Genomic DNA, 24220 nt, shown 5'->3' with positions numbered 1-24220 from the left:
ATTAAAAATCATGCCAAAAAAAGGGGGAAGCCACTCAAAAGAATGGCTTTATCATTATTATTTGGTCCAGTTGATCTTTGAGTGTTTCACATCATCAGAATTGGTTCCGATCATGACATCAAATTCTCCCGGTTCCCAGTCAAATTTCAATTCTCCATTGTAGAATTTCAAACTTTCTGGTGTAATATCGAAGGTTACTTTTTTAGATTCTCCTTTTTTCAGGAAAATTTTCTGGAATCCTTTGAGCTCTTTTACCGGTCTGGTAATGCTTCCAACCATATCTCTGATGTATAGCTGCACCACTTCAGCCCCATCATAGCTTCCTGAATTAGTGATTGTTACCGAAGCCTGAATTGTCTGATTTCCCTTTGGATTAGGATTTGAAACTGACATATCGGAATAGGTGAATTTAGAATAACTCAGACCATAACCGAACGGGTATAATGGTGTATTACATTCATCCATATAATTGGAACGGAATCTTTCATATACACATTTATCAACTTTATCCTGACTCAGCGGACGGCCCGTATTTTTTGCATTATAATAGATCGGAACTTGTCCTAAGCTTCTTGGAAAGGTCATCGGAAGTTTTCCTGAAGGGTTTACTTTTCCGAATAAAACATCTGAAATAGCATTTCCTGCTTCTGAGCCTGCAAACCATGCGTTCAGGATGGCGTCAGGCGTATCTTTTACATTGGTTAAAGCTAAAGGACGTCCTGTATAAAGTACCATTGCGATCGGCTTTCCGGTCTTTTTCAGTTCATTTAATAAATCAACCTGAGACTGAGGAATGGTGATTTCCGTTCTGGATGAAGACTCCCCACTCATTTCCGCAGATTCTCCAATTGCCAGAACGATAACATCTGCTTTGTTGGCGATGTCAACAGCTTCTTTTAATAATTGTTCTTTGGAACGGCTATCCCTGTCTGTCTTTTTACCGTGAGCCGCGTAGATATCTTCTAATTTAGCATCATAATCAATGTTGGCCCCTTTTGCGGAAAGGAATTTCACTTCTTTTCCATAATTAGCCTGAAGCCCCTGCATTAATGAAACTGAAGTTGCATGTTTTGTAGCAACGCTCCATGTTCCAGCCATATTCAGAGAGTTATTTACCAACGGACCGATCACGGCTACGGTACCGGATTTTTTCAGTGGCAATACCTGATTCTCATTTTTTAGTAAAACCATAGACTGGGCTGCTGCGCTTCTTGCCACATTACGGTTCTCCATATTATAAACCTCTTTTGCAGCCAGTTTAGCATCACCGTAACGGTAAGGATCATCGAATAGTCCAAGATCATATTTTGCTTCAAGAATTCGTCTTGCGGCCATGTCAATCTCGGCCTGTGTAACCTTTCCTTCGTCAAGAGATTTTTTCAGGGTCGTTAAAAAACCTTCTCCTACCATGTCCATATCTATTCCTGCTTTCAGGGCCAAAGCAGATACCTGCTGAAGATCTCCCATTCCGTGCTCTGTCATTTCATTGATCCCGGTATAATCGGTCACAACAAAACCTTTGAAGTTCCACATTTTTCTAAGAACATCGGTTTGCAGCCATCTATTTCCGGTTGCCGGAACTCCATCCACTTCATTAAAAGAGGCCATTACAGAAGCTACACCAGCATCTACCGCTGCTTTATATGGAGGAAAATATTCGTTGAACATTCTCACATGGCTCATGTCCACCGTATTGTAATCACGTCCGGCTTCTCCCGCTCCGTATAGTGCGAAATGCTTTACACAGGCTAAAATGGTATTACCGACGGAAAGATCTTTTCCCTGATAGCCATACACCATATTTTTGGAAACTTCACTTCCTAAATAAGGATCTTCACCAGAACCTTCGGAAACTCTTCCCCATCTCGGTTCGCGGGAAATATCTACCATTGGAGAGAAAGTCCAGTTGATTCCATCAGAGGAAGCTTCTTTCGCCGCTATTCTGGCAGACTGCTGGACAAGATTCATATCCCAGGAAGCAGCAAGGCCCAACGGAATCGGGAAAGTAGTTTCGTAACCATGGATAACATCCATTCCAAAGATCAAAGGAATTTTCAGACGGCTTTTTTCTATAGCGACTTTCTGAACTGCTTTAATCTTTTCTGCTCCTTTTATATTGAATAATCCTCCTACTAATCCCTGCTCTACTTTTTTTCCGATATCTGAACTTTGAGCCTGCCCTGTCGTAAAATCTCCGGAAGTCGGTAGATTGAGCTGCCCGATCTTTTCATCTAAAGTCATTTTAGACAAAAGATTTTCTACGAAGGCTTTTCTTTTTGCCTGATACTGGGCTGTTTGATAGGACTGGACCGGCTTCGTTACCATTTCCTGTGCGGAAAACACGGGAGAAAGCGCTAAGGCTGCGAGTACAATTAACTTTTTCATAAATCTATCTTCTTAAATTATAGTTCTAATTTTATTTTATTGTTTAACCGTGGGCTTTTTTATTTGAAATGCAAAGCACTATTTTTTTCAGGTTGTATGTTTCATCAAAACTCTATTCTCCTTTTTTCTTAGAGAACATCCATTCGTACAGTTTTGGGTCTGAATAGGTAGAATCCCATGAATTGTGATTGTCATTCGGAAAGATGACCAATTCCGCAGAAGGGTTTACCGGATGTAATCTCTGATAAAAATTAAGTGCATTTTCAGGTAAGACAATATCATCCATTCCTCCATGGAAAATTTTCATATTCAGATCTTTATACTGATTGATATTCGCATACATGATTAAATCCGTAGGTGCGCAAACTGACACTACAGCCGCAAACATTTCAGGATGTTCCATTGCTAATTTCAATGTTCCCCAACCTCCCATTGAAAGCCCCGTAAGATAAATCCTTGAGGCATCAATTTTATATTTTTTCTGAATTTCCTTGATCAGGTTATAGACCGTTATCGTATCCCACCATGAATCTGCAGGGCACTGCGGTGCTAAGATGGCTACAGGTTCCTTCATGAGGTTTTTATAGGTAAAGGGACTGTGAACCTTAACTGTTTCAAGGTTATTTCCTCTTTCCCCTGAACCGTGAAGAAACACGATCAACGGAACATTTCCTTTTACCTTTTGGGGGTAATCCAAAATGTAGGATATTTTCTCTGTTCTCTTAATTTCTTTGTTTAATTCTGCTTTTATTTCCTGTGCATTTATCTGTAGTGACCACAGCAGGAGTAAAAGTGGAAGGTACTTTAGCTTTAATTTCATACTGTTATTCAGGTTTTTGGCTCAAGCCATTTGATGTTTAGCTTTTTTTATTTAATGGACTAAATTCCATTTCTATTGAATAAAAATAGTATTTAAAAATCACATTATCTGATTCCGTATTTCTCTGACTGGAAACTTAATTTCTTGAGCCCCTGCTGAATTTCAGGTGCATTCATAAATAATTTCCAAAGGAATCCGGTTCTGTAATTTTCAATCATAGGCGCTATGGTCCCCTGATCTATTGCTAAATATCTTGGGGTAAACCAATTGTTGTAATTCACTGAAGTAGCATCATATGGTCCCGCAGACCCGATGAATTCCGGTTTCTCAGTATATAGGAATCTCAGAAAGTTCATAGATTCTTTTGGGGTGTAGGGAAAGCTGCTGAGTGCTGCGGTAGGTGTGATCACCCCGTTATCATTGATAGGCATATGAGCGGTATAACCTGTACTTCCGTCTTTATTTCTTGTATAGCCTGCTGTCAGTCCCCAGTAATTTGGCCCATAGCCTTTCCATTGTTTTGGATTTTCAATGCAGTATTTATAGTCGATAAGGACTTGATTTTTGTTTAAGTCAAAATAATTTTTTACCAGTTTATCAGAAAGTCCGGTAGGATCCAGACCGATATAGGAGTATTGTGACCAGAAAAGCGGGCCGCCATATTCTTCTGCATAATTGTGTTTTACATACAGGGGAAGGCCGTATTTTGTTTTGTCTGTAAGGTATTTTCCGTTTCTAGTCCACCCTTTGTAATATGTTTCGGCATCGATAGGATGTGTAGGTGATGAAGCAGCTAAGATGTAGGTAATTAAGCATTCGTTATACCCTTCCAGCGGAAAGTTCATTTCCCACTGATATTCCGGTGACCAATGCCAATAAAGGACTTTTTCGCCTCCTTTTGTATACCAGTTCCATTGAATTCCTTTCCAAAGCTCATCGCATTTTGAGGCGAGGACTTTTTCTTCGGCATTTCCGTTTTTAAAGTATTCGCGAACCATCAAAATTCCTGAGGTAAGAAATGCAGTTTCCACCAAATCTCCCCCGTTGTCTTTTTTCCCGAAAGGAACAGTTTTTCCTGTTTCACCGTTGATCCAGTGGGGCCAGGCTCCTTTGTGCCGGTCTGCTTTAGCAAGAAAATCCATCATGTGAGTCAGCCTTTTTACAGCTTCTTTTCTTGGAATAAATCCTCTTTCCACTCCCACCAAAAGAGTTGCCAGTCCAAATCCTGAACCACCTGTTGTTACCACATGCTTGTCATTGTCAGGATAGATATTGTCTTCATGATAACGCTCTCTTCCCAGCATGGATGTTGGTTCAGCATAGTCCCAAAAATATTTCAGGGCATCTTTCTGAACTCTGTCCATAAGCTGTTCATCGGTAATATCATTTTTTACAGCTTTGGTTTGAGCAGTTTCCTGTTTGGGAGCTTGAGAATTTTTGCAAGAGTATGCAAAGAATAAAGAGGTTACAGCAATTGATAATACGGTCCTTTTCATGAAATCTTTTTTACCTTGTTTATACTAAAAGAAGAGGAGAACTTTCATTCTCCTCTAAAGTTTATGGTTTATTTTAATATCCCGGATTCTGTGTAAACTGCCCTGCACTTTCGTTCATAGCATCCAGTGGAATTGGGAAAAGTTCATTTTTTCCAGCTTTGAATCCGTAAGGAGCCAACACTGTTGCTGCTTCACCAGTTCTTACAAGGTCTACAAAGCGATCACCTTCTAAAGCCAGCTCTACTCTACGCTCGTGCCATATTGCTGCACGCAATGCTGCCTGAGTGGAAGCTGTTGTTCCTAAAAGATCTGCTCTGTCTCTGACTTTATTCAGATTTAATATGGCTGTAGCAGTGTTACCCAATTCATTTGCTGCTTCTGCATTAATCAGAAGAATTTCTGCAAAGCGTAATATTCTAATATTCTGAATAGATCCATACCCACAAGCATTGTTATTGAGTGCTTTCGGCACATAAATCTTCTGATTATATGTAGTAACAGACTGAGGATCTCCCATGGCAATAAGATCTCCTTCCGGAGTAATTTCGCCATTTCTCAGAATGGTTAATTCTTTGCGGATATCTCCCGGCTCAAATGCATTTTCCAACGACTGAGAAGGGGTAAAGAATCCCCAGCCAAATTGATTTCTTACTCCCTGAACCTCGGCGTACTGACTGCCTCCAAACTGTGCTGAACACTGACAGTTAACTTCAAACACAGATTCTGATCCAAATTCTCCGGCTGGCCTGAATAAATGGTTAAAATCCGGATCCAAACTATATCCCATTCCAATAACCTGATTAGAGGTATCATACGCTTTTTGCCAGTCCTTTTTATAAAGGTAAACCTTGGAAAGCAACCCCAATGCCGCTCCTTTTGTAACTCTTCCCAAATCTGCTGCCCCATAGCTCTGAGGAAGATCGGAAGCTGCTGCAGTAAGATCGGAAATAATGAAATTATAAACTTCATCTACAGAGTTTCGTGGCTTTTTGTAATCTGCCTGAACACCATCATATATAGGAACTCCGCCATAGATTCTCACTAAATTGAAATAGAAGTATGCCCTAAGCATTTTTGCTTCTGCAATTAATCTTGTTCTTAGAGTGGTGTCCATATTGATATTAGGAACATTTGTAATCACCTGATTTGTTCTGTTTACAGCCTGCCACTGCCCAATCCAGTATCCTCTTACGCCTTCATTACTAACGGTGTATGTGAAATTATCATATTCATTGATAAATGATGAATCTCCGGGATTTGATCCTTTTAAAACATCATCCGCGGGTACCCCAAAAACAAACTGATAAGGAAATGCTGAATTTTCCCAACTTCTGAGGAAGCTGTAAATAGCATTGGTTGCGTTCATGGCATCCTGTTCTGTTGTAAAGAATGTAGATGCTTCTATTGCTCCTGCTTCTTTTATATCTAAGAAATCATCATTGCAGCTAGCTAAAGTAGCAACTAATGCGATTGACAAAAATATTTTTTTCATAACTCTTCTAATTAAAATGTTAAATTCATACCGAATGTATAGATTGCCGAAATAGGATAGATATTTTGATCAACGCCCATTTGCACCCTGTCCGTATTCATAATTTCAGGAGAAAAACCTTTGTACTTAAAACTTGTCCACGGATTCTGTGCACTTACATACAGTCTCAGTTTAGTGATAGACATAGCATTTGTAAATGCTTTTGGTAGGTTGTAGCCAATCTGAATGTTTCTAATTCTGATATAGCTTCCGCTTTCTACATAGAAACTGCTAGGCAAAATTACTGACTGATTATTCGTTGTCAGTGCATAGCTGTTAGAAGATCCTTCTCCTCTCCATCTGTTATTATAAAAATCTAAGTCCCAATTTTCGTTTCCGAAACGTTGTTCACGGTTAAAATTATAGATTTTATTACCAAATACACCCTGGAAATCAATAGCAAAATCGAAATCATAGATATTCATATTAACACCGAAACCATAAGTTCCCTTAGGGATCGGGCTGCCTAGAAATGTTTTATCTCTTGTGTCAATAACTCCGTTTCCATCCAAATCTGCAAACTTAAACCATCCTGCTTTTGCCAATCCTCCATTTTGTCCTGATGCAACAGCTTCAGCATCTGTTTGAAATATTCCGGTTACCTGATATCCATAATAAGAACCTACAGCCTGGCCTTCTTGCAATCTGATCACAGAATTACCAAACAAACTTGCTCCTGCAGCCAAATATGAATCACGATATACTGAAGTAATTTCATTTTTTAATGCAGTATAATTACCATATATTCCTATGCCAATATTTTCATTAATTTTAGTGTTATAATTCACAGAAGCCTCAAACCCTCTGTTATTGAAGGAATATGCATTGGTAACAAAGTCATTCCAGTTACTTGCACCGGAAACCGTTCCCTGAACGATACCATATACTACATCTTTAGAATCTTTATTAAAATAGGTAGCATCTATTTTCAGTTTATTACTGAATAAAGCCATTTCCAAACCTATATCCCCACCGGAGGTAGTTTCCCAGCCAATGTTCGGATCTATTATTTCGTCAATAGTCTGTGCCGGGTACCCTGTATTTCCATAATATGCACCACCGGCTATGCTGGAAACATTTAAAGTATATTTTCTCTGTACGTTAGGATTTCCCAATTTACCATAGCTTGCTCTTAACTTCAAAAGATTGAATGTATTTTGCTCACTCATGAAATCCTCTTTAGTTACCACCCATCCTACACTTACCGCCGGGAAGATCTTATTTCTGTCATCTGCAGAAATCTGTGAGGTTCCGTCTCTACGGATTGAAGCATTCAAGAGATATTTTCCTTTATAATCATAATTCAATCTTCCAAATAATGATTGAATACGGTAATGATCCTGATTTAGATTTACATCTTTTCTATCAATACCATCATAAATCACAACATTCGTTCCGTTACTTATACTCAAAGATTCGTTTGTTCCGTCATAAGGTACATTTTGTGCTTCGGCATATGTTTCAGCATAAGAATTTCTTGTCCTGGAAAAGCCTGCCAACACTTCAAAATTATGACTTCCAAAACTTTTTTTCCAGGTTAAGGTATTATCCCAAACATAATTTCTATCTCTGGAATCCCTAGTAATTAACTTTGTAACTTTTTGATCAGTAGGAGGAACATAAGTCTGTACTGGCGTATATTCGTATTTACTTGTATTAATATTATCCGAAGTATAACTAACTCTCAAAGTAAAGTCTTTCAGAAAATTATATTCTCCCCAAACATTATTCAGCAACCTTTCCTGCCTGATCTGCGAACGGAATAAATCCAGCTTGGCTCTCGGGTTAGGAATAGAATATCCATTGAAAAACTGATAATCCCCTGTTGCAGCATTCATCGTTGAAAATATCGGAGGAGCATTATATGCATCTAACAATGGATTCTGCGCTGCGTCTGTACGCATTTTCGAGAATGAAAAGTTGTTTCCGATGGTAATATTGTCCGTTATCTTATATGTAAGGTTTAATTTTGTATTTAACCTGTTGAAACCACTTCCTGAATTAATCCCTCTTCCTGCAGCTAAATTACCTTCATCCTGCAAATTTCCGATACTTCCATAATAATTGAGTTTCCCCAGGTTACCGGAAGCCGAAAAATCATTTGAATTAATAATACTTGTTCTGAAAATTTCCTTAAACCAATTGGTATCTGCCGGAAAATTAGATCTGCTTAAAAATTTAGTAGGATCAGTTACGTTCTCATTTCTTAACTTTTCATTATATAGCTCTATATACTGATCAGAGTTAGCCATTTCCGGAATATTGGTTACTTTTTTAAAGCCCAAATAAGAGTTAAAACTAAAAACAGGTTTCTTGCCTTTTCCTGCTTTGGTTTTAATAATCACCGCACCATTGGAAGCTCTGGCTCCATAAATTGCCAAACTCGAAGGATCTTTAAGAACACTCATGGACTCAATATCCTGAGGATTCAAAAATGAAATATCATCAGTAATCATTCCGTCTACCACAAATACCGTTTTCCCTGTAAGTGAGCCAACTCCCCTAATATCCACTCTCGGCGAACTACCAGGAGCTCCGGAATTCAAAATCTGAACACCAGAGAGCTTACCTTGTATTGAGCTTATTGGATTGGCATTAGGTTTATCTGCTAAGTCTTTTGCTGAAACTATCCCGATACTTCCAGTAACATTTTCTTTTTTCTGAGATCCATATCCTATCAAAACTACCTCCTCAATCTTCTGCTCTTTAACAGCAGTATCTTTTGGAGTAGTCTGCGCATTGACGTTCATACCGAAGTATAAAACCGCAATGAGGCATGAATACTTTAAATCACGTTGTTTCATATAGTTCAATTTTATTCGTACAATCTAATTTTAAAACATGTCCTTCTTGGTGGAGTTATTTAAATTCTCAAAAAAAGACATTACTCAAAAATAGAAAAAAAATCGAATATTGTTAACATATCATAAAAATTTAAAAAAAACAGATAAATATTAAACAGAAACCCAAATAAACTGAATTAAGGTAATTAAAATTCAGTATAAATACCAATCTACAATAAAATACCCAATTGAAAATCTTTTACTTTTAGCAAGAAATCTCCCAAATAGGTAATAAGAATTTAATATTTTGTTAATACGGTTATAGTGTTTACCTTTGGCGCAATATTTGGAAAAATAAGAAAAAAGATCAATGAAAAAATATATTATAGCAGCAGCGCTATTAATTGGAACCGGAACATTAATTTTTACCGGTGTTCAATCCTGCACAACAGTGGCAACATCCGACCTTGGCCTATCTATTATAAAAAGAGTTTTAATGAACGGTATAGATAAAGGAATGGGTATTTACAGCAACAAGGAAGCTTTCCTTCAAAATAACATGGTAGATAAGGCTCTACCCAAGGAGCTTAGAGATATCAACTCTACCCTTGAAAAAATTGCACCCTCTCTGGTGGCCAAGGAAAGAGATTTTATTGCACAGGCAGCAGCCTATACTGTTAACCTATCAAAACCTATTCTACAAGGGGCCGTGAACAGCTTAAATGCACAGGATGTCACAAGAATCATCCAGGGTACTACAGCAACACAGATCTTAAAGGAAAAGACCTCCCAGCAGCTCGTTGCCGCCATTGCTCCCAAAGTGGACGAGAAGCTGAATGAATACGGAATTGCAAAAACAATCAATACAGCTCTTTCAGGAAATAATCTTCTTGGAAACCTTCTTGGTGGAAACACCAGCAATGTAAATGCCGGAGGATTAAGTAAACTTGCCTCTGAACAACTGGTGAACGGACTGTTCAATATTATCGAAGATTACGAGCACCAGAACTCCAAAGCACTGCTTGGACCCCTTGGAAAATAGAAAAAATTTCGCTATATTTATATATAATTTAACAACTGCAGATGGACATATTACAAGGAAACCAACACGCAAGCCCACAGGATTTTTATAATTCCCTGAAGGAAAAACTGGAAGGTCACCATGACTTTCCTGAAGATTATTTATTTAAATTTATCATTCCCACAGATCAGGCAAAACTTACTGAAATTTATAAAGTTTTTGACGGCATTAAGTTTACACTAGGAAACCGCGAAAGCAAAAACGGAAAATACACTGCATGCAATATCAATGCATTTGTTCTGGATGCAGATCAGGTAGTGAATATTTATAAGGAAGTCGCCAAAATAGAAGGCGTTATTCTATTGTAGAAAAAAAGTCAGCTTCCGCTGACTTTTTTATTTGTATTATTTTTCAATAAAGAATTTCACATTTTCAATAGGTCTTCCCAACATGGCAACAGACCCTTTGATCAGGATAGGTCTCTGTATCAGGGAAGGATTCTCAGACAGGATTTTAATCCATTCTTCTTCAGAATAATTTTTGTCGGCATAATTTTCCATATACAGCTTATCTGTTTTACGGATCATATGAAATACGCTCTGATTCAGCTTTTTCAGCACTGTTTTGATCTCTAGGACGCTCAACGGGTCTTCCATCATATTGATGATCTCAAAAGGCACACCGTTTTCATCAAGATACTCGAGTACAGCATTTGATTTAGAGCAGCTTCCGTTATGTAAAACCTTAACCATCATAATGTTAATATTTAAAATTAAACTTCCTCCTTAAATTTAGGAAGAATAAATTGAGAGCTTCTCTTAAATTCTGATAAAATTTTGTTAAAACAAGCCGTTCAGCTCTGCTTCTATCTTTTCAAGGATAAATCCGAAATCTTCGGGCTTTTCTACAAAATCCAGGTCATCCACTTCAATCACCAGAAGTTTACCTTCGGTATAATCGGAGATCCATTTTTCGTATTTCTGATTAAGTTTTGACAGATATTCAATACTGATTGATGCTTCGTATTCCCTTCCTCTTTTGTAAATCTTTTTCACAAGATTCGGAACATCAGACTTAAGGTAAATTAACAGATCCGGAGCAGAGACGAAAGATTTCATCAGGCCGAAAACAGATACATAATTATTGAAATCCCTGTCTGAAAGAAGTTTCATATCATTCAGGTTTTCAGCAAAAATGTGGGCATCTTCATAAATCGTACGATCCTGGATAATATTTTTACCGCTTTCTCTGATCTCTTTTACCTGACGGAATCTGCTTCCTAAAAAATAGATCTGAAGGGCAAAACTCCATTTGCTCATATCCGCATAAAAATCTTCGAGGTAAGGGTTGTGGTCTACATCCTCAAACTGTGCATCCCATCCGTAATGCTTGGCAAGCATCGTGGTCAAAGTTGTTTTACCGGCGCCAATATTTCCTGTAACTGCAATATGCATTCTCCTTAGTATTTTTTATTTAATCTGACTAAACACCTGCAGCCTGAACCTTGGCAGTATCTTCCATCAGCTTTTGTAAAGTATTATCCGGAGCCTTTTCTTCAGATTCCTTCTTTTCTACATCAGTCCTTTCTACTTCTGTTCCAGCTGGCTGTTCAGATGGTGATTCTGGAACTGGCGGAGTAACCTGCTTTGTTTCGGGCTCTGTCTGCTGTTTAGTTTCCTTTATTTTTTCGAGGTTGTAAAGATAGAGTTTGTTCGCTTTGATTTCAAAATAAGAAAGGATGTTTTTATCCACAATTTGCGCCTCTTTATCTTCAAAAATTTTAATCATTCCTTTTTCCGGATTATACTTCAGGATCGAATTGTCTGCAACCACCAAAATAACATCATTCTCTCTTCTGAATCTTTTCCCGTTTTCAATCGGGGCTTCAAAGAGTTTTTCAAATTTCAACGAGTATATTCTGATATGCTTTCTGGTTAAAATATAGACTTTATTTTCAAATACCAGCAGATCCATCAGATCATCAAAACTGATGTCGAAAGGATAGGAATTGATTGTTGTATCGTTTCTGAAATTGTACTGGATCAGTCGTTTCGTACTGTCGTCCAGAAGCCATAGCTGCTGAAGATCTTCTGCATATGCTATTTTAATAAACCCGAATTTCTGTCTGAAATCAATCTTCTGGATCTCGTTCATATTCTGATCTACAAATTTCATTTCCTGAGCATTTTCTGAAAATAATGCCAGGCTCAGCGGGTTCTGCACGGACTGTACTTTATAGGGCACCGTCAGCATCATTTTACCAAGCTGCTTTCCTAAAGAATCATATTTGGTAAAACTGAAATCTTTATTTTTATAGATATACAGATTCCCATAATCGTCTGCCAGCATATCTTTAGCCTCCTTCAGTTTCAATGTATCCAAAGGAAGGGCCTTCTGTGCATTTATTGTACAGAAAAAGAATATAAATATGATGTAAAATAATTTCAAAATCTATTTTGATAAAGATAACTTTCCCATGCGGAACGTCGGCAATTTACACACTTTTATTTAAATTTAAAAAATGAATTATTGAATAGTAATCTTATGCATTTTAGCCCAGTCCTTTAGTGAAAAACAGCGCTCCTGAAGAACGCTGTTTTTTTATAGATAAATCTTAATTCGAATTATTTGATCTGAACTTCGTAAATCTTTGGCCAGTTCTTACCAGTTACAAGCATATTATCACCCTTGAAAGCGATACCATTCAATACATCATCACTTCCTTTGGTATTCTGCTTGGCAATATCTGTAAAGTCAAACGTACCTACCACTTCTCCTGTTGCAGGATTAATCTTTAACACAACCGGTTTCTGCCATACATTAGCATAGATAAATCCTTTATGGTATTCCAGTTCGTTTAGCTGATCATAAATCTGTGAGCTCCCTGCTACCGCAACATATTTGATCAATTTTGAAGGATTATTGGCATCAAGGAAGTATAAAATTTTGCTCCCGTCTGATGCAATCAGGTTTTTTCCGTCATAAGTAAGTCCCCAGCCTTCGCCCAAAACATTTGGGTAAGCAAATTCTGAAAGGAGCTTCAAAGAGCTTTTATCATAGATATAGCCTTTTTTGCTTTGCCACGTCAGCTGATATACCTTATCGCCTACAATGGTACTTCCTTCAGAGAAATCTTCCTGAGCCTGCTTTGTAGAAGCTAGCGGAGTTGTAGTCCCCAATGTATATTTAAGGATCTGTGAAGAGCCGTTCTGCCCGTCACTTTCATAGATCGTATTTCCCTCGATTTGGAAACCCTGTACAAAATTCTTTGGATCGTGCGGATATTCTGCTATGATCTGATAGCCTATGTTTTTTTCAGGATTTTTTGCAAATACATTGATGGTTGCATCTTGATTAAGAGTTTTTCCGCTTTTTGTTTTGATATTAAAAGTAACAGCATTGTCACCTAAAGTAAAGAATTTAGGATCAACAGTTAAATTTGAAGTTTCTTTATCTCCAAAGCTGATACTGATGCTTTCTGCATTCTCCGTCACCTCTTTCGGAAGTTCAAGTTTATCACCGAAACGATATCCTTTTTCTACCATTGAATTATTATACTCATTCAAAGTGTTCAGGATTTTCTCATCTTTATTACAAGACGCCAACATCAAAACCACCGCTAAACCTACTATTATATTCTTTTTCATTGAATTTCTAAATATTTCCCCAAAAATAGCAAATTTTATTCCGTATTGCCAATATTATCAACAGGCTGAATGAATTGTAAAATATATCCGTTGTTTCCATACATCACAAACTCTCTTCTATCCTATTCAAAAGCTGGATCTCACAGCAGGTTTACTTTGTTTAAATCTTTCCGGAACATAGCATTGCAAATGTTGTGAATTATTTCAGGGATTCAAAAGTATCTTTATTAATTTTCATGTTAATGGAAAGCCATAGCTCGTTATCGATGCTGACTTCACTCATGATGTCCGGATCAATTTCAAAACCTACTTTTTTATAGCATTCAATGGCTCCTGTATTCCAGTCATATACATTCAACTCAGCTGTTCTTCTATCAAAACTCCTGAAGCCATATTTCAGCAGCTCCTGTACAACTTTCTTTCCGTAGCCTTTTCCCCTGTTTTTTTCATCCCATATCAGTATTCTTCCAAGCAGGAAAGTATGCTCTTTCAAAAAAATCTGTGCATGCCCGATCACATTTTGTTCTGATTTGTTAAAAACCCTGAACATGAATCGGTTTTCGTTTTCCAGATCATTTTCCAGCTGTTCTTCAGTCAGGGGAAAATGATAGGCAGGACCGGCAAACTGAAGGAGTGCTCTTTTATCTTTTATTTTAGAAATCAGTTCAGGAGCATCTTCTGCTTTAAAAAACTGCAGCTCAACCATATCTTTTTATTTTTCCAGATATTCTTTCAGACTTTTTCCAATAATTCCATTCCAGCCTTCGGTAAAGCTTTTCAAGGAAAAATTTTCACCCAAACTATCGAAACCTTCAATATGCTCATGTGTCAATGTTACCAACGTTCCAATATCTTCTTTCTGAAGTTCCCATGTTACGGTAGTTACGGCATCTGACAGTTCAGGATATGACCAGGTATGCTTTAATTTTTTATTGGGGATTATTTCCAGAATCTGGCACTGGTGATGATATTCTTTTGCTCCACCGGGCTCATAGAAATTAAATACTCTTCCTGTTTCCAAAGTAAAATCTTGGATATCGAAATACCAGGATTTCATTTCTTTTTTATCAGTCAATGCATTCCAGACTTTTTCTACCGGGGCATTTATTTTGTACTGAACAGTGATTGGTGTATTCATCGCATGAGGTTTAATTAGTTTAGCTGTGGGAGAATCCGGTGATCTTCGCTTCATCAAAATCCAGCTGCATCTCAATGGATCTCATGACGTGGTCATCAAAAATTTTCTCCTTTTTCATCCGGTGCAGCTCGTTTCTCTGTGCCTGGATGATCTGGCGGAGCACATCTTTATTTTCATTGATCGCATTGACATAATCTCCCGTAGATGCCATACATTGAGCTTTATCTGCCATCAGCATCATTTCGGTTTCCAGCTTATGCTTCTGGTGACGAACCAATGTATTTTTTTCTGCCAGGTCGGAAAAATCATTTTCCATTTTTTGCAGTGCAGTTTCTTTAAGTTTACGCATCAGGATTACTTCCTGTTTTTCTTCAGGCAGCTCGCTTCCTGCATCATCTATTTTTAACCATTTTAAGATAGGAGTCAAAAGAAGTCCCTGCCCTACCAATGTGATCAATATAATAACGAAAGTTACGAATAAAATAATATTACGGTGTGGAAAAGCTTCTCCGTTCGGTAAAAAAGCAGGAATTGAAAGGGCAGCAGCCAGCGAAACCACTCCTCTCATGGCAGCAAAACTGATGATAAAAGGTTCCCGCCAGTCCGGTTTCGGAACTTTTAACCTTAATTCTTTTGAGCAGAGCCTTGGGAAATACATAACGGCATAACTGTACAATATTCTGGTAAAAATAATAGCCCCACCAATTACCACACTGTAAAAGATTCCTTCTGAAATTGTGTAATCTTTCATTGCGGCAACGACCACCGGAAGTTCAAGACCGATAAGGATAAAGATAATGGTATTCATCAGGAATATAAGTACACTCCAGACATTTCCTGACTGTATTCTTGAGGTATGACTTAAGTAGCAGTGTGAATTATAGGACATTAAAAGACCTCCGGCAACCACCGCCAGTACTCCTGAAAAATGAAAGTGCTCTGCTCCTACATACATGATGTACGGGACGATCAGCGTAATCACTGTATCAATATTGGAATTGGAAGGAATGATCCTCAACAATGCTCCAAACAGAAGCCCAGTGGCTATCCCTACTGCCACTCCACCTACTGCCATCAGAAAGAAATCCTGAATAGCATCTCTCCAGATAAACTGCCCTGAAATCACAGCTGCCAGGGCAAATTTAAATACAATTAAACTGGAAGCATCATTGATAAGACTTTCGCCTTCCAGAATACTGGTGATCTTTTTAGGGATCTTCATATGTTTTAGAACTGAAGTGGCTGCTACTGCGTCAGGCGGAGAATTCACCCCTCCAAGCAGAAAGCCCATGGCAACGGTAAGTCCGGGAATAATGGAAGATGAAAGATAAGCCACCACAACTGAAGTTAAAAATACAAGCCCGAAAGCCATCGAAAAGATCTGTTTTCTCCATTTGTGAAAATCCTGCCACGAGGTAAACCAGGCGGCTTCAAAAAGAATCGGGGGAAGGAAGATCAGAAAGACAAGATCCGGCTCTATTTCAATATGCGGCATTCCGGGAATCAGGCTGATCAAAAGACCAGCGATAACCAGGAAGATGGGGTAAGCTACTTTCAGCTTTTGTCCTATCATCACCAATATCATTACAGACAAAAGGACCGCAATGGATATGATAACATAATTATGAATCATTTTGATTTGTTTTTTAGTCGTTTTTTGATTTAAATCGGTTAAATATGAAGGTAAAAAAGTTTTTAAGGTAGAAAACTTTAAGATTTCACTATTTCCCTTCTCTTCTTATTTAATTTAAACAATCCCAGACGGATTGTTTCCTTTGTATTTGACTTATTTATTTTAAAGTACAATGTTGTTCTTTGGAGTAATGGCCGGCGGAAGATCGGATTCATCCAGCATATCTCTCATATCAATCTCTATGGTACGGCTGATCTGGGTGATCGGCACATCGTTCGGGCTTCCTTCAAAAGGGTTTACGGATGCTTCACCTACACTGTCCAGGGTGTGGAAACACCAGGTTACCATCAGCGAAAACGGAATATTGAACCATATCGTCCAGCCTTCCAAAACAGTTCCTTCGCCTAGTTTATCCAGTTCTTTCAATAATCCGAAAGGAACAAAAAGAATGAACAGAAGCAAAAGATATGTTGTAATAGATGAGAAGTTTCTCGGATAGGGAAAGTTCTTGATCCTTTCTGCTTTTCCCTGATCGTCTGTAAATTTCACCAGCTGCTGGTTGATCTGCGTCCACTGAAAATCGTTGATCTCTCCTCTGGCATAGGCTTCTGACAGTTCTTTGCTCTGACTGGCCATCAGCTGTGTTGCCCTGTTTTTCTTACTTAAAATATATTGAAGTTCGGTTTCGGAAATATAATTTTTCAGCTCATCATCCAGTTGGCTGAGCCTTTCCGGGATATCATACTTTTTAGAATATTCATCGTACTGTGCAGTTCCCATATTCTCCCAGGCTCTGGGCTCTCTTAACTGAAAACGAAGCGCTGTAAGCCATGCATAATGACGGAGAAACATTTCCTTTACTTTTTTCGGATTTTTTGCAAAAAGAGAATCTCTCAGAATATATCCGAAGCTGCGGCTGTCATTAATGATGGCACCATAAATCTGCCTGGCTTCCCAAAGTCTGCTGTAGCTTGCATTGTTTTTAAAACCTACAATAAAAGCTACCGCAGTTCCTAAAATGGCGATCGGCTGCCAGGGAACAGAAACAAATTTCCAGCCTAAAAAGTACAATATCGTAGGTATCGCTGACAATATCGTTAAAACGTAGATACTTCGTCTTGTCCAGGTGGCGAACTCAAGCGCCCCAAATCTTTTTCCTGAATGCATATGTGTTTATTTTTTTAATCTGTTGATTCTATTTTTCTAAATTAACAGTTTCTTTCTTCATCAAGGCATCCGGCATGGACTGTTAATATTAATTTTTATTAAAAGGGATATTATTATAAAAACCGATCTGGATCTGCCCGCGGTTTCTGTTTTCCTGGATCTGGTTCATATAGCCGGCTTCTATCCGCATGTTTTTATTGATAACATATCCTAAAGCTCCATATACCCTGTTTCTGTCGAAGACCGGACTGTCAAAATGCAGAAAAATTTCGTTATATACTGAAGCATACAGCGATTTCGGGAGCATTTCTTTTTGAGTAATCGGTATATTCAGCCCGATCATATAACGGAATCTCATCCTGAAATCATCCTGGAGAAAACGTTCTTCCAGCCGGTATCTGTGTTGTAGGTTAAAACGTCCGAATTTCTGCTTTGTAATAAACTGTTGGAAGATTCTATGTTCAATGTTCTCTTTTTTCTCTCCGTTCACATAGGGCTGGCTTAAAATAAAACCGTAACCCAGTAAAATATTGTTGTTATTTTCAGTGAGATCATACCCAATCCCCGTACGGATCAAAAGCTGTTCAAGATCCCCTGCTGCATCAAAATTCCGGTACTGGATTTCGTTGTGCCAGTTCAGCTTCTTGCTGATCTTATTGTTCCCAAAATACATGTACCATGCTCCCAAATCATTTTTCTGTGCAACTGCCGTTATTGACCCCAGACTCAATACTGTAAATACCAGCTTCGTAAAGACCTTTCTCATGTTATTCAATTACTATTATCTATCGTACACAACAAAATTAATAATTTGAATCAATAATAACAAACAATATTTGAATGGAGAATTCAATTGAAAATATTTTAAATTGATGAAAGTATAGTCTTAATTAACCAGGAATCTGCTCTATCAGAATATCATTCCCTTCTGTATCAAAATAAGTACAGGTCATTGCATTAAGATCCATTTTCCAGCCTTTCACTCCTGTTTCCGCACAGTCATTGCAGAAAGTAAGATAATCGGTTCCGCCCTTCTGGTGAAGCTTTAATCTTGTTTTAAAACGTTCAAGATCCAGATTTTCTGAAATGGTAAGGTGATCATACTTTTTTCCGGTCTGCCTTGTCTCACTATCTGTATCAAAATACTGAGTATTGCCATCTGTAACATATACTGTGTAGTTCGAAACGCCTAACTTCTTTATGGCCTGAATATATGCAGGAAAATCTGCTCCGCTTTTTACTTTCCGGTGTTCTGCTTTAATCTGTTCAATTGTAAATTTCATCTTTGTTTATTTTTTTATGTTGCAAGCTGTAGGCTTTATTGCTGTGCCGGAATACAAATGTATTCATAAAATAAAAACCGACAGAAATACTCTGTCGGTTAGTTTAACTATATTTCGTATACAAAATATAAACCTTAAGGATGTTGCTGCATTTTAGCAGGATCATCATAGTTCACCATCCAGTTGATCCCGAATTTATCGGTAAACATTCCGAAATAGGCTCCCCAGAAGGTATCTGCCATAGGCATTGTTACCTGCCCGCCAGCAGAAAGACCGCTGAATAATTTATCCGCCTCTTCTTTAGATTCTGCATTTATGGAAATAGAGAAATTATTCCCTTCTTTGAAGTTAGAAGACCATTCACCTCCTGTATCGCTTCCCATTAAAGTTGTTTCTTTTGAAATTGGAAGAGAAACATGCATAATTTTGTTTTTGTCTTCTTCAGAGATTTCTTTGCCCTCCATTGGAGGCATTTCCCCGAAAGTTCCGATGTAAGGATATTCTCCTCCGAAAACTGATTTATAAAAGTCGAATGCTTCTCTGCAGTTTCCATTAAATGTTAAATAAGCGTTTACTGATGCCATTGATTGTTTTTTTTAATATTAGTTAAGTTTTTATGAGTTTCTGTTTAAGGTTTTTCAGATAATTCTTTTAACCTGGACAATCCTTTCTGGTAATCTTTTCCAATAGCATCTTCCATGTTCATAAACAATTTCATTACCGTGAAGGGATAAGGTATTTTTGATGTGAATCCCCAAGTCGCCTTACTTCCACTGCCTTCCGGAACAACTTTCACGTAGGCATTGGCTTCACTTTCATAAGGTGTTAAAAATTTGATCTCCGTATCAATTCTTTTACCTGCTGCATCAATTTTCTTTACTTCCTGGCATCCTTTTCCGGCTGCATCCTTTTCACTGTCCCAGCATATTTTTTCACCAGGCTGTCCAGTAGTTCCGGTCCAGTCTTTTTTCATTCCAGAATCCAGATCATTCCACGGACTCCACTGGTCCATAGCTTTTAATGTATTGGTCTGCTGCCATACTTTTTCAACAGGAGCATTGATTGTTACTGATTTTTCATAAACACAGTCTCCTGAGATAAAAGCAGCTATAACCATCCATAAAATAAGGATAGAAGCTAAGACAAGGATAATTCTTTTTAATATTTTCATAGACTTTGATTATCTGTGTTGGTCGATTAATATCATGTTTCCGTCCGGATCTTTCAGGAAAATATGTTCCGGTCCTGATGTGGTCTCATCTGCTGCTTTTTCAAGCTCTACACCGTTTTCCTTTAAATGTTTCTGAATGTCACGTACATCATCAAAAGATTCCAGATTCTGGGCATTTTCATCCCAACCCGGATTGAAGGTAAGCATATTCCCGTCAAACATTGCCTGAAACAGACCAACCAAAGTACTTCCGTTTTTCATGATCAGGTAATTCTGTTCCATATTTCCGCCCATAGCGGTAAAACCTAGTTTTTCGTAAAAATCTTTAGATTTCTGAAGATCTTTCACACTTAAACTGATTGAAAATGCGCCTAATTTCATATGTGTTTTTATTTTTTCAATGCTAATTTACTTCCTGCAAACACTAATCCCCACACAAGAATTCCCAAGATCCAAAACCAAACGGGAGTAGGCAGGGAAAACATCATATAGATCGTTATGAACAGGAAAATAGCTCCGCAGACTGCAGCAGAGGTATGCTTTCCATTGTCTGCAACTTTTGAAGCTGTAAATCCTGAAACGAAAGCCGCGACTGTATAGGCAATAATCACAAAAAACAGCGCCATAAAAGGTGCTTGCATAACATATTCTTTCATTGTCTCCATATCACCGCTTCCAGCTCCGGCAGGAGGCGGATACAAGTAATGGCCTATTTTTTCGATGATTGTAATGCAGATGATACCTGCAATGAGCCCGGCCGGAACCGCCAGTATTCTTCTTAACATGGTTATTGATTTTTTAAACGGGTTTTGAAGTCCAGCGTTCCGTCATAGCTTTTCCAATCACCAATAAATTCTATATACTGTCCTTCTATTTTTTCAGTTTTTTTATTCCATTTAAAGGTATAGATAAATTTACCTTTAAAGGTACCGGAATGCTTTCCTTTGGCTTCTTCCGCCAGTTCATAATCACCGAATACCACTCCTTTTCTTTTGGCATCTCTATACTTCGTGATGGTTATTTTCCCTTCATATTTAGCATAGTTGTCATCCACAAGAGAATAGCCGGAAACAAAGTATTCCTGATCATTTTTTTTATTCTGTTCGGAAATATTGACCTTCAGCTTAAGCGGCTGTCCGCGGTCTCCTATTGTTCCGATATAAGGTTTGCTGTTGTTCAGCCAGACATTGGAAATATCCGGCATCTGTCCCCATGCAAAATTGGAGGCAAGAATGAGGATCCATAAAAGTTTTTTCATAGTGTGTGTATTATTTAAACGCCAAATTGAGACAGGTGATGGTTCAGGTGCTTGGCAAACATGTTATTCCATTCCTGTGAAGTTAGTTTACCAAAAGAAAATGATTCCTTTCCATCAAAAGCCTCAGGCCCCAACTGCTGTGTTTTTTGTATAAAACCGATCAGTCTTTTCTTCTCTTCTTCAAAGTTTTTCCTTCCGGTAATTAAAAACTGCGGAGCTGTAGGGGAATCTCTTGGATAAGCTTTTTCGCCAACCACTTTAGGTTTTACAAAAGTCTTTAAAATAAATTTTGCAATAGAGCCCGGTTTTTTATGCTTTTCAGGCTCATACACCATTTCGTAGGATACGCTGCAGTGGGCAAGCATCTGGTCAACCGTCATTTTACCCCATAAGCCATGGGTATCCTCTACCAGCTTATTTATCCTGTCAATATAGTTCTGAGCATCTTTTGCATCAAATACATTTTCCATAATATGTCTAATTATCTGAAAGCAAATATATCAGTTTTTTCTTTTGATTTTTACAGGGTGATTAAAAAAACGGTGACGTGTTTTCTGAATACAGGCTACGGGTTCCTTGATATGGGTTTTGGGGTGCTGGTTTCAAGATAAAATATGAGTATAGGTTGATTTAATATTCAAACTATTACATTAGTTCCGGGTTCAAATCTATCAGTTATGGATTGAATAGTCAGTACGAAATAAGATTTACCTCAATTCTTACACTACTATTCTCAGGCATTTTCAACTTCCTCCGGTAGAGCATTTTTAAATATAAGCCAAAGTTTAATTTTTAGGGCAACCCAGCCAAGGACAGCATACACCAAAAGTAAAATACTTAAATGCTTTAAGTATGGAAATGTAAGCTCCACGGAACCTTTCTGAATCAATAAAATTTTAAAAGCCTGGAGAAAAGGAGTCAGGGGAATAATGTTGGCAATGAACTGAACAAAAGCCGGCATAGCACTCAAAGGCCAGGTGAATCCACTGATGATGAATGCAGGAGAAGCGATGACCATCAGAATTTGAGTTGCCTTCAACGCATCAGGAATCAATATACTGATGAATACGCCTAAAAATGAAGCGGAACCTACAAATACTGCCGTAAGAAGAATAAAATTAAGTATTCCTTCCGGCATCGGAACCCTGAAAATCATATGCATAAAGTAATAGACCCCGACAATAAGAATGGAGAAAGCCCAGATCGGGATTACCTTGATCAGCATCGTTGGGAAGGCCCATCTTTTCATCTTAAGATATTCTTTTACAAATGAGCCTCTTTCAAACTCAGCAGCGAAACTTACAGCCATTGCCAAAAGAATGACCTGCTGCAGAACCACAGCCAGCATTGCCGGCCACATGAAGATGAGATAATTTCCGGTGGTATTGAAAAGCGTGATATAGTTCGCTTTGAATGGCTCATATTGTGTAGCAGCTTTTGTTGCCGGCATTCCAGCTTTCTGTAAAGCCTTGATCGATGCTCCGGCAGAAAATGTTCCTATGGTAAGCTGGAGTGCTTTGGAAGCAAAATTGGCAGTAAGAACGTTTCCGGTATTGATATATACATTCAGCTCGGGATATTTTTTCTGAAGCATTTCTGCCTCAAACCTGGACGGAATAATGACTACAGCTGCCGCTTCGTGCCTGATCACTTCATCTTTTATGCTTAGAGGTTCCTGGGCGTATTTAATGATACTGATGCTTTTGTTATCATCCAGCATATCTGTCAACTGGCTGGACAAAGGCGTATTATCGCGGTCGATCACCAGTACCGGTGTATTTTCTACTTTTCCGCTTTTATATACGAAACCCAATAGCGTGGCATAGAATACCGGGGCCAGAAAAAACACAGTCCTTAGGGTAGAATTGCCGATAAAAAGCTTGAATTCCCGTTTTAAAAGCCGAAAAAATTCTTTCATAATTATTTCAGGATAACGTTAGCATTAACCAATATATTTTTAGCTTTATTCATGTCTGCAGGCTTCACTTTGATTTCATAGACTGCGTCCTGCAGCTGATAATCAGGATAAGCAGTGGTAATATCCGCATACCTTGTCAGCTGCTTGATATAAACGATCGTCCCGGTCAGGGTTTCTTTATTATAAACAACCTGCATATTCACTTCCTGTCCTTTTTTGTATCTGGCAATAGCACTTTCGGGAACTGTGAATCTGAAATAAGTACTTTCGGGAATATACCCGTTGAACAGGGCAAAACCAGCTGTGGCCAATTCACCTGTATTCAGGCTGATGGTTTCTATTTCCATATCATTGGTCGCAATAATATATCTTTCGGAATAGGCTACATTGGCTTCCTGAAGAGCACCTTTGGCCTGTGAAGCCTGACCTGCCGCCATTTCAACTTTTTCTACACGGGTTCCTCTCTGTACATCATCCAATTCAGCAACCACTGCATCGTACTGGGCTTTTGCCCCCTGAAGCTTTACATAGACCTCATCATAGGCCTGAGGGGACATGAGACTGTCACGGTACATATTACTGGCTCTTTTAAAGGATTTCTGAGCAAATTCATACTGCTCTTTCAAACCTTTATATTTAGCCTGAAGCTGTCGTAGCTGATCTGCCGTAGCTCCGTTTTTCGCCATCTGCTCCTGAGCTGTTGCAGCACTTACTGCTCCCTGAGCCTGTGCAATTTTTGCAGAAACTTCGGGTACATCAAGCAATGCCAGGGTATCTCCTTTTTTCACGGTCTGGCCTTCAGCAACATATATTTTTAAGATTCTTCCGGTCACTTTAGGGGCAAAAGAGATTACATCTTTTTTGGTCTTTCCTTCGGAATCATTCAGGTTTTCTTTTTTTTCAGTGCAGCTCCCTACTAGAAAAAGAACAGCAAAGAGTATAAGTATATTTTTATGCATCATTTTAAGG

General features: G+C 38.3%; 25 protein-coding genes. 2 read left to right on the top strand and 23 right to left on the bottom strand.

Features of this window, described 5'->3' with window-relative positions; genetic code table 11:
- Positions 1–57 precede the first annotated feature (57 nt).
- The 5 genes from bglX to J2T03_RS00835 all read right to left on the bottom strand — a co-directional run bounded on the left by bglX (position 58) and on the right by J2T03_RS00835 (position 9036).
- Positions 58–2385, bottom strand: a complete 2328-nt coding sequence (bglX, locus tag J2T03_RS00855) for a beta-glucosidase BglX (protein WP_307208900.1) — start codon at positions 2383–2385, stop codon at positions 58–60.
- Positions 2386–2497: 112 nt separating this feature from the next.
- Positions 2498–3205 carry a prolyl oligopeptidase family serine peptidase gene (locus J2T03_RS00850; protein WP_306846042.1) on the bottom strand — a complete coding sequence of 236 codons (708 nt, stop codon included), beginning with the start codon at positions 3203–3205 and terminating at the stop codon, positions 2498–2500.
- A 104-nt stretch (positions 3206–3309) separates the two neighbouring features.
- Complete coding sequence (locus tag J2T03_RS00845; protein WP_306846043.1) at positions 3310–4701, bottom strand: glucoamylase family protein; 1392 nt, start codon at positions 4699–4701, stop codon at positions 3310–3312.
- A 73-nt stretch (positions 4702–4774) separates the two neighbouring features.
- Positions 4775–6193 carry a RagB/SusD family nutrient uptake outer membrane protein gene (locus tag J2T03_RS00840; protein ID WP_306846044.1) on the bottom strand — a complete coding sequence of 473 codons (1419 nt, stop codon included), beginning with the start codon at positions 6191–6193 and terminating at the stop codon, positions 4775–4777.
- 11 nt (positions 6194–6204) lie between these two features.
- Positions 6205–9036, bottom strand: coding sequence for a SusC/RagA family TonB-linked outer membrane protein (locus J2T03_RS00835; RefSeq protein WP_307208899.1), 2832 nt, complete (start codon positions 9034–9036; stop codon positions 6205–6207).
- Between the two features lie 349 nt (positions 9037–9385).
- On the opposite strand from J2T03_RS00835, the gene J2T03_RS00830 reads away from it, so the two are divergent.
- Positions 9386–10057 carry a DUF4197 family protein gene (locus tag J2T03_RS00830; RefSeq protein WP_306846046.1) on the top strand — a complete coding sequence of 224 codons (672 nt, stop codon included), beginning with the start codon at positions 9386–9388 and terminating at the stop codon, positions 10055–10057.
- A 41-nt stretch (positions 10058–10098) separates the two neighbouring features.
- Complete coding sequence (locus J2T03_RS00825; protein ID WP_306846047.1) at positions 10099–10404, top strand: DUF493 family protein; 306 nt, start codon at positions 10099–10101, stop codon at positions 10402–10404.
- A gap of 36 nt (positions 10405–10440) precedes the next feature.
- Here the strand turns inward: J2T03_RS00825 and J2T03_RS00820 are convergent, their stop codons facing one another.
- The 18 genes from J2T03_RS00820 to J2T03_RS00735 form a co-directional block, all read right to left on the bottom strand.
- On the bottom strand, positions 10441–10791 hold the full coding sequence (locus tag J2T03_RS00820) for an ArsC/Spx/MgsR family protein (RefSeq protein ID WP_306846048.1): 351 nt from the start codon (positions 10789–10791) through the stop codon (positions 10441–10443).
- An 84-nt stretch (positions 10792–10875) separates the two neighbouring features.
- Positions 10876–11490, bottom strand: a complete 615-nt coding sequence (locus J2T03_RS00815; protein WP_034705905.1) for a deoxynucleoside kinase — start codon at positions 11488–11490, stop codon at positions 10876–10878.
- Between the two features lie 28 nt (positions 11491–11518).
- Positions 11519–12484 carry a hypothetical protein gene (locus J2T03_RS00810; protein ID WP_306846049.1) on the bottom strand — a complete coding sequence of 322 codons (966 nt, stop codon included), beginning with the start codon at positions 12482–12484 and terminating at the stop codon, positions 11519–11521.
- A 176-nt stretch (positions 12485–12660) separates the two neighbouring features.
- Entirely contained in the window at positions 12661–13683 is a 1023-nt protein-coding gene (locus tag J2T03_RS00805) for a glutaminyl-peptide cyclotransferase (protein ID WP_307208897.1), read from the bottom strand.
- A gap of 199 nt (positions 13684–13882) precedes the next feature.
- Positions 13883–14389 carry a GNAT family N-acetyltransferase gene (locus J2T03_RS00800; RefSeq protein ID WP_306846051.1) on the bottom strand — a complete coding sequence of 169 codons (507 nt, stop codon included), beginning with the start codon at positions 14387–14389 and terminating at the stop codon, positions 13883–13885.
- Positions 14390–14395: 6 nt separating this feature from the next.
- A complete protein-coding gene (locus tag J2T03_RS00795) occupies positions 14396–14821 on the bottom strand; it encodes an SRPBCC family protein (RefSeq protein ID WP_307208896.1) in 426 nt (141 codons plus the stop codon).
- A gap of 19 nt (positions 14822–14840) precedes the next feature.
- A complete protein-coding gene (locus J2T03_RS00790) occupies positions 14841–16454 on the bottom strand; it encodes a Na+/H+ antiporter (protein WP_306846053.1) in 1614 nt (537 codons plus the stop codon).
- A gap of 162 nt (positions 16455–16616) precedes the next feature.
- Positions 16617–17621 (bottom strand): bestrophin family protein, encoded by a 1005-nt coding sequence (locus tag J2T03_RS00785; RefSeq protein ID WP_307208894.1) that lies wholly within the window; start codon positions 17619–17621, stop codon positions 16617–16619.
- Positions 17622–17709: 88 nt separating this feature from the next.
- Positions 17710–18387, bottom strand: a complete 678-nt coding sequence (locus tag J2T03_RS00780; protein ID WP_306846055.1) for a DUF2490 domain-containing protein — start codon at positions 18385–18387, stop codon at positions 17710–17712.
- A 124-nt stretch (positions 18388–18511) separates the two neighbouring features.
- Positions 18512–18904, bottom strand: coding sequence for a DUF1398 domain-containing protein (locus tag J2T03_RS00775; RefSeq protein WP_307208893.1), 393 nt, complete (start codon positions 18902–18904; stop codon positions 18512–18514).
- 134 nt (positions 18905–19038) lie between these two features.
- Entirely contained in the window at positions 19039–19488 is a 450-nt protein-coding gene (locus J2T03_RS00770) for a VOC family protein (RefSeq protein ID WP_307208890.1), read from the bottom strand.
- Positions 19489–19532: 44 nt separating this feature from the next.
- Entirely contained in the window at positions 19533–20075 is a 543-nt protein-coding gene (locus J2T03_RS00765) for an SRPBCC family protein (RefSeq protein ID WP_307208888.1), read from the bottom strand.
- Between the two features lie 9 nt (positions 20076–20084).
- Complete coding sequence (locus J2T03_RS00760) at positions 20085–20456, bottom strand: VOC family protein (RefSeq protein WP_307208887.1); 372 nt, start codon at positions 20454–20456, stop codon at positions 20085–20087.
- An 8-nt stretch (positions 20457–20464) separates the two neighbouring features.
- Positions 20465–20860 carry a hypothetical protein gene (locus tag J2T03_RS00755; protein ID WP_306846061.1) on the bottom strand — a complete coding sequence of 132 codons (396 nt, stop codon included), beginning with the start codon at positions 20858–20860 and terminating at the stop codon, positions 20465–20467.
- A 2-nt stretch (positions 20861–20862) separates the two neighbouring features.
- Positions 20863–21333 (bottom strand): hypothetical protein, encoded by a 471-nt coding sequence (locus tag J2T03_RS00750; protein ID WP_306846062.1) that lies wholly within the window; start codon positions 21331–21333, stop codon positions 20863–20865.
- A 14-nt stretch (positions 21334–21347) separates the two neighbouring features.
- Positions 21348–21803: a DUF1569 domain-containing protein gene (locus J2T03_RS00745; protein WP_307208885.1), complete on the bottom strand. Its 456-nt coding sequence runs from the start codon at positions 21801–21803 to the stop codon at positions 21348–21350.
- Positions 21804–22066: 263 nt separating this feature from the next.
- Complete coding sequence (locus J2T03_RS00740) at positions 22067–23251, bottom strand: ABC transporter permease (RefSeq protein ID WP_306846064.1); 1185 nt, start codon at positions 23249–23251, stop codon at positions 22067–22069.
- A 2-nt stretch (positions 23252–23253) separates the two neighbouring features.
- Complete coding sequence (locus J2T03_RS00735) at positions 23254–24210, bottom strand: HlyD family secretion protein (RefSeq protein ID WP_307211059.1); 957 nt, start codon at positions 24208–24210, stop codon at positions 23254–23256.
- Positions 24211–24220: the final 10 nt, after the last annotated feature.

Source organism: Chryseobacterium lathyri (assembly GCF_030812195.1).
Taxonomy (GTDB): domain Bacteria; phylum Bacteroidota; class Bacteroidia; order Flavobacteriales; family Weeksellaceae; genus Chryseobacterium; species Chryseobacterium lathyri_A.
The sequence above is the reverse complement of the archived record's forward strand: the minus strand, read 5'-3'. Positions and strand labels throughout refer to the sequence as shown.